This is a genomic window from Cellulomonas septica (assembly GCF_012396155.1).
GTDB classification, from domain to species: Bacteria; Actinomycetota; Actinomycetes; order Actinomycetales; family Cellulomonadaceae; genus Cellulomonas; species Cellulomonas septica.
On the sequence record NZ_JAAXOY010000167.1, the window covers coordinates 1 to 6,011 of the forward strand.

Below are 6,011 nucleotides of genomic sequence, written 5' to 3' on the forward strand. Positions count from 1 at the left end.
CTGCTCGCGCGCCGGCGACCCGGTCGGCCGCGGTCGCCGGCCGCGTCGCGTGACCCGGCAGCGGCGAACCGCACCACGGGCAGTGCCGGATCGAGATCGAGCTGGAGGCCGAGGCCTCCGGCCCGTCGCGCACGGGCAGCCCATAGGTGCCGTCGAGGCGCCGGACGATCACGGCATCGGCGCAGTCCCACGGTGAGGCGTGCACGTCGCACGCGAACGTGTCGTGCTCGCGCAGCTCCTCGCAGCAGAAGTCCGGCTCGTCGGCCCCGTCATCGGTCACGGCAGGATCTTGCCACCGGCCTGTCTCGATGCTCTCGGTCGGACGGTCGATGCGGCTTGTCGCCGGTCGCGTCTCGGGATGCAGGACGGGCGGGGCGCCCCGGGCGGGGGTGGGAGCCGGTTCGTAGGGTGGACGGGTGCCACCGTCCCCGCCGACCACCGCTGGTCGGGCCACCCCCCGCGCGATGCTCCGACTGCTCACCTGGGCGCGTCCGGCGGTGCCGCGGGTGCTGCTCGGCGGCTGCACTGCCCTCGGGGCGAGCATGCTCGCGCTCGCCGTCCCGCAGGTGCTGCGCGCGATCGTCAACGGGCCGCTCCTGACGGACTCGTCGCGTCGCGGCGTCGTGCTCGGCGCGCTGCTCGTGCTGGGCCTCGGCGTGCTGGAAGCCGTGCTCGTCTGGAGCCGGCGCGCGCTGATCCTCACGCCCGGCACGACCGTCGAGCGCGAGATGCGGACGTCGCTGTTCCGGCACCTCCTCGACCTGCCGGTCGCGTTCCACGACCGCTGGTCCGGCGGGCAGCTGCTGTCCCGGGCGATGTCGGACCTCGGCACGATCCGCCGCTGGATGGTGTTCGGCCTGGTCATGCTGATCGTCAGCGCGACGACGCTCGTGGTCGGCGTGGTGCTCATGGTGGCGACGAGCTGGCAGCTCGGGCTCGTGTACGTCGCGGGTGCGATCCCGATGGTGTGGCTGAGCTTCCGGTTCCGCACGGGGTACCGCGACGTCGCGCGGCGGGCGCGTGACCAGGCGGGCGACCTTGCGACGACCGTCGAGGAGTCGGTGCACGGCATCCGCGTGCTCAAGGCGTTCGGCCGGGGCGACGACGCGCTCGACGAGTTCGTCCGCCAGGCCGACGAGCTGCGCGAGACCGAGATCCACAAGGCCCGCACCCTGTCGCGCGTGTCGTTCGCGCTGGGCGCGATCCCGGAGGCGGTGCTCGCGGTGTCGCTCGCCGTCGGCGTCACGCTCACGGCCCGCGGCGAGATCACCGTCGGTGCGCTCGTCGCGTTCTTCGCGACCGCGGCGGTCGTCAACCAGCCTGTCGAGCGCCTGGGTGCGCTGCTCGCGATGACGCTCGACGCGCGTGCCGCGACCGACCGCTACCTCCAGGTGATCGACACCCCGTCGACGGTCACCGACCCCGCGCGACCGTCGCACCTCCCGCCGCCCGGCCCGCACGGCGCGCGCCTCGAGCTGTCCGGCGTGCGGTTCGGCCACGGCGACGGGCCTGACGTCCTGGCGGGCGTCGACCTGGTCGTCGAGCCGGGGGAGACGGTCGCGCTCGTCGGCCTCACGGGCAGCGGCAAGACGACGCTGCTGCAGCTCGTGCCGCGCCTGTTCGACGTCACCGCGGGCCGCGTCACGGTCGACGGCGTCGACGTCCGCGACCTCACGCGTGCTGAGCTCCGCGCGGCCGTCGGGGTCGCGTTCGAGGACCCGATCCTCTTCTCGACGACGGTCCGCGAGAACGTCCTGCTCGGCGTCGACCCGGCCGACGCGACCGACGACAGGCTGACCCGCGCGCTCGACGTCGCCCGCGCCGGCTTCGTGCACGACCTGCCCGACGGCGTCGAGACGGTGATCGGCGAGGAGGGCCTGAGCCTGTCGGGCGGGCAACGGCAGCGCGTCTCGCTCGCGCGCGCGATCGCCGTCCGCCCCCGCGTCCTGCTGCTCGACGACCCGCTGTCCGCGCTCGACGTCACGACCGAGGCCGAGGTGACGCAGCGGCTGCGCGCGGAGCTCACCGGCACCACGACGCTCGTCGTCGCGCACCGTCCGTCGACCGTCGCGCTCGCCGACCGGGTCGCGGTGCTCGAGGACGGCCGGATCACCGGCGTCGGCACACACCGCGACCTGCTGGCCCACCACCCGCACTACCGGTTCGTGCTGACCGCGCTCGCGGCGAGCGAGCACGAACCGGTCGACGACGAGGTGGAGGCGGCCCGATGAGCGCGACCACGCTCGACCACCCGACCGCCGACGACGCCCGCACGCGGTCCCGCGAGGCCCGGCGCCGGTCGCTCGCGCTGCTGCGGTCCCTGCTGCACCCTGTGCGGCGGCCGGTCTGGCTGACCGTGGCGCTCGTCGTCGGCTCGCAGGTGGCGGCGGTGTCGGGACCCGCGCTCGTCGCGTACGGGATCGACCACGCGCTGCCCGCACTGGTCGACGGCGACGGCGGGCCGGTGCTCGCGGTGGCGGGCACCTACCTCGTGATCGCCGTGCTGGGCGGGGTGCTCGTCGCCGCGACCGTCCGCGCGTCGGCCCGCGTGTCGCAGGCGATCCTGCTCGACCTGCGCCGCCGCGTCTTTCGGCACACGCAGCGGCTCAGCCTCGAGTTCCACGAGCGGTACACGTCGGGCCGCATCATCAGCCGGCAGACGTCCGACCTCGACGCGGTGCGCGAGCTGCTCGACGGGGGCGTGACGACGCTCGCGGCGGGCGTGCTGTCGATGGTCCTCACCGCGGTCTCGCTCGCGATCCTCGACCCGCGCTCGGGGCTCGTCCTGCTCGTCGCGGTCGTGCCGGGCGTGCTCCTGAGCCGCTGGTTCCAGCGCCGCTCGCAGGCGCAGTACCGGCGCAACCGGACCGCGGCCGCGCGCGTCATCGTGCGGTTCGTCGAGACGATGACGGGCATCCGCGCGGTGCAGGCGTTCCGCCGTGAGCCGCAGGTGCAGGCCGCGTACGACGGGCTCTCCGAGGAGTACCGCGAGTCGAGCGCGGGTTCGATCCGGCTCAACGGCTGGTTCGACTCGGGCCTCGTCCTCATCGGCAACGTCACGGTCGCGACGGTCCTGCTGGTCGGCGGGCTGCGCGCGCTGGAGGGCGACCTCGCGGTCGGCGTGCTCGCGGCAGCCGTCCTGTACGCGCGGCGGTTCTTCAGCCCGCTCCAGCAGATGGCCATGTTCTACAACTCGTTCCAGTCCGCGACGGCGGCGCTCGAGAAGGTCGCGGACCTGCTCGCCGAGGAGCCGTCGGTGCCCGACCCCGAGCACCCGGTGCGGCTGCCGCACGCGCGCGGCGACGTCCGGTTCGACGGCGTCACGTTCGGCTACGGCGACGGCCCGACGGTGCTGCACCGGCTCGACCTGCACGTCCCGCCCGGCCAGACGGTCGCGCTCGTCGGGGCCACGGGTGCAGGTAAGTCGACCGTCGCGAAGCTCCTCACGCGGTTCTACGACGTGCGGACCGGCGCGGTCACGATCGACGGCGTCGACGTGCGCGACCTCGACCCCGTGGACCTGCGCCGGGCGGTCGTCATGGTGACGCAGGAGGCGTACCTGTTCTCCGGGTCCGTGGCCGCGAACATCGCCCTCGGCCGTCCTGGCGCGACACGCGGCGAGGTCGAGGCCGCAGCGCGCGCCGTCGGCGTCCACGACCTCGTCGCGTCCCTGCCCGACGGCTACGACACCGAGGTGGACAAGCGCGGCGTGCGGCTGTCCGCCGGGCAGCGCCAGCTCGTGTCGTTCGCGCGCGCGTTCCTCGCCGACCCCGCGCTGCTCGTGCTCGACGAGGCGACCAGCTCGCTCGACGTGCCCGGCGAGCTGCTCGTGCAGGAAGGGCTCGGCACGCTGCTCGCCGACCGGACCGCGGTCGTCATCGCGCACCGGCTGTCGACCGTCATGGGCGCGGACCGCGTGCTCGTCGTCGAGGACGGGCGCGTCGTGGAGGACGGGTCACCCCGTGACCTGGTGGCCGCCGGCGGACGGTTCGCGGCGCTGCACGAGGACTGGCAGCGCTCGCTCGACCGCGCGTGACACCCGGCCGCGTCGTGGCCCCGCGACGGGCGCGCGACGGCGCAATCACCCGGGACCTGCGGGCAACGTCCCCGCAACGTGCGCGACCTACCCTGACGGCATGGCGACCACCGAGGCAGCACCCGGCCAGGACCTCCCCGCGGACCGGGAGGTGCTCGACTGGGCCCTGTTCGGCGTCGCCGTCCGCGAGCTCGCGCAGGCCGTCGTCGACTCGGGATTCACGCCCGACCTCGTCGTCGCCGTCGCGCGCGGCGGCCTTCCGCCGGGCGGCGCGATCGCCTACGCGCTCGGCACGAAGTCCGTCGGGACGCTCAACGTCGAGTTCTACACCGGCGTCGACGAGCGGCTCGACGAGCCGCAGCTGCTGCCCCCGCTGCTCGACACCGACGCGCTGCACGGGCTGACCGCCCTCGTGGTCGACGACGTCGCCGACACGGGCGAGACGCTCGCGCTCGTGCAGCGGCTCGTGGCCGGGCACTGCGCGGAGGCGCGGACGGCCGTGCTCTACGCGAAGCCCCGATCGGTCGTCGACCCCGACTACGTGTGGCGGCGCACCGACCGCTGGATCACGTTCCCGTGGTCGGCCGAGCCGCCGGTCACCGCCGCGTCCGCCTGAGCGGCCGTCCGCGCCCGCCCGACCGCGCGCGTGCGGCCGGGGTCTGGGGGGACTACGCCCCGCCGAGCCCCTCCTCGCGCGCCCGCACGATCGCCGCGGACCGGTCGGGCACCGCGAGCTTGGTGAGCACGTTCGCGACGTGGTTGCGGACGGTCTTGGGGCTGAGCGACAGCCGCTTCGAGATGACGGCGTTGTCGAGCCCCGCCGCGACGAGGTCGAGCACCTCGCGCTCGCGGTCGGTGAGCTGCGGGAACGGCACGCGCGTCGCGGTCCGGCCGCCCAGCACGTACGCCATGGCGCGCTGCGCGACGGCGGGGGACAGGATCATCTCGCCGGCGGCGACGGCACGGACCGCCCGCTCGACGGCGTCGGGTGGCGCCGACTTCACGAGGTAGCCGCGCGCGCCGGCCCGGACCGACGCGACGACCGCGTCGTCGTCCTCGTGCATCGTCACGACGAGCACCGCGAGCCCTGGCCGGTCGCGCAGCAGGTCGCGCGTCAGGTCGATCCCCGACCCGTCGCCGAGGTCGAGGTCCATGAGCACGACGTCGGCCTCGACCGCGCTGCCGAACAGCGCGCGCGCCTCGGCGGCGGACGCGGCCTGACCGGTGACCCGGATGCCGGGCAGCGAGTCGAGCAGGGCGGCCATCCCGATCCGGAAGACGGGGTGGTCGTCGACGAGGACGACGCGGACGGTCACGCGAGCACCCCCGGGGCGACGTCCGCGTCGGACGCCTGCGGCACGAGGGGCACGACAGCCCGCACGCGCACCCCGCCGCGCTCACGGTCGACCCACTCGACGGTCCCGCCGAGCTCCACCGCGCGCTCGCGCATCGACCGCGTGCCCACGCCGGGCGTACGGGCGGGGTCCAGGCCGTGCCCGTCGTCGTCGCAGGTCACCACGAGAGCTGCCCCGTGCACCGCGGCGGTCACCCCGCACCCGGCGGCACCGCTGTGCCGGGACGCGTTGGTGACGGCCTCGCTCGCGATGCCGTACGCCGCGGCGGCGACCCGCGGGTCGAGCCCGTCGAGCGCGTCCGCATCGACGTCGAGCGTCACGGTGAACCCGGTCGCGGCGGTCCGCCGGGCGAGGTCGTCGAGCGCTGCGGCGAGCCCGCGCTCGTCGAGCACGGGCGGGAGCAGGCTGCGGGACAGGAGCCGCACGTCCTCGACCCGCTGCGTGACCTCGGCCTGCAGCGCGTCGAGCACCGCGGTGGCCGCGGCGGGGTCGCGTTCGAGCGTGTTGCGTGCGCCCTGCAGCCCGAGCCGCAGGCCCGTGAGCCAGGGGCCGATCCCGTCGTGCAGCTCGCGCCGGATGAGCGTCCGCTCGGCGAGCCGGGCGCGGGTCGCGGCGTCGCG

At 75.2% G+C, this 6,011-nt stretch carries 6 protein-coding genes; 3 read left to right on the forward strand and 3 right to left on the reverse strand.

What is annotated here, in order from left to right; all coding sequences use genetic code 11:
• Positions 1 to 280, reverse strand: a 280-nt coding sequence (locus HGA02_RS08345) for a DUF6980 family protein (protein WP_168678631.1), incomplete at its 3' end; no start/stop codon positions are given.
• 184 nt (positions 281 to 464) lie between these two features.
• On the opposite strand from HGA02_RS08345, the gene HGA02_RS08350 reads away from it, so the two are divergent.
• From HGA02_RS08350 to HGA02_RS08360, 3 genes are all read left to right on the forward strand, one after another.
• Positions 465 to 2,231, forward strand: a complete 1,767-nt coding sequence (locus HGA02_RS08350; RefSeq protein ID WP_210728324.1) for an ABC transporter ATP-binding protein — start codon at positions 465 to 467, stop codon at positions 2,229 to 2,231.
• Positions 2,228 to 4,036 (forward strand): ABC transporter ATP-binding protein, encoded by a 1,809-nt coding sequence (locus HGA02_RS08355; RefSeq protein WP_168678633.1) that lies wholly within the window; start codon positions 2,228 to 2,230, stop codon positions 4,034 to 4,036. The genes HGA02_RS08350 and HGA02_RS08355 overlap by 4 nt, the downstream gene beginning before the upstream one ends.
• 100 nt (positions 4,037 to 4,136) lie before the next feature.
• Positions 4,137 to 4,652 carry a phosphoribosyltransferase gene (locus HGA02_RS08360; protein ID WP_168678634.1) on the forward strand — a complete coding sequence of 172 codons (516 nt, stop codon included), beginning with the start codon at positions 4,137 to 4,139 and terminating at the stop codon, positions 4,650 to 4,652.
• A gap of 52 nt (positions 4,653 to 4,704) precedes the next feature.
• Here the strand turns inward: HGA02_RS08360 and HGA02_RS21645 are convergent, their stop codons facing one another.
• Positions 4,705 to 5,352: a response regulator gene (locus HGA02_RS21645; RefSeq protein ID WP_168678635.1), complete on the reverse strand. Its 648-nt coding sequence runs from the start codon at positions 5,350 to 5,352 to the stop codon at positions 4,705 to 4,707.
• On the reverse strand, positions 5,349 to 6,011 hold a 663-nt coding region (locus tag HGA02_RS08370), incomplete at its 5' end, for a sensor histidine kinase (RefSeq protein WP_246247566.1). The genes HGA02_RS21645 and HGA02_RS08370, both read right to left, overlap by 4 nt.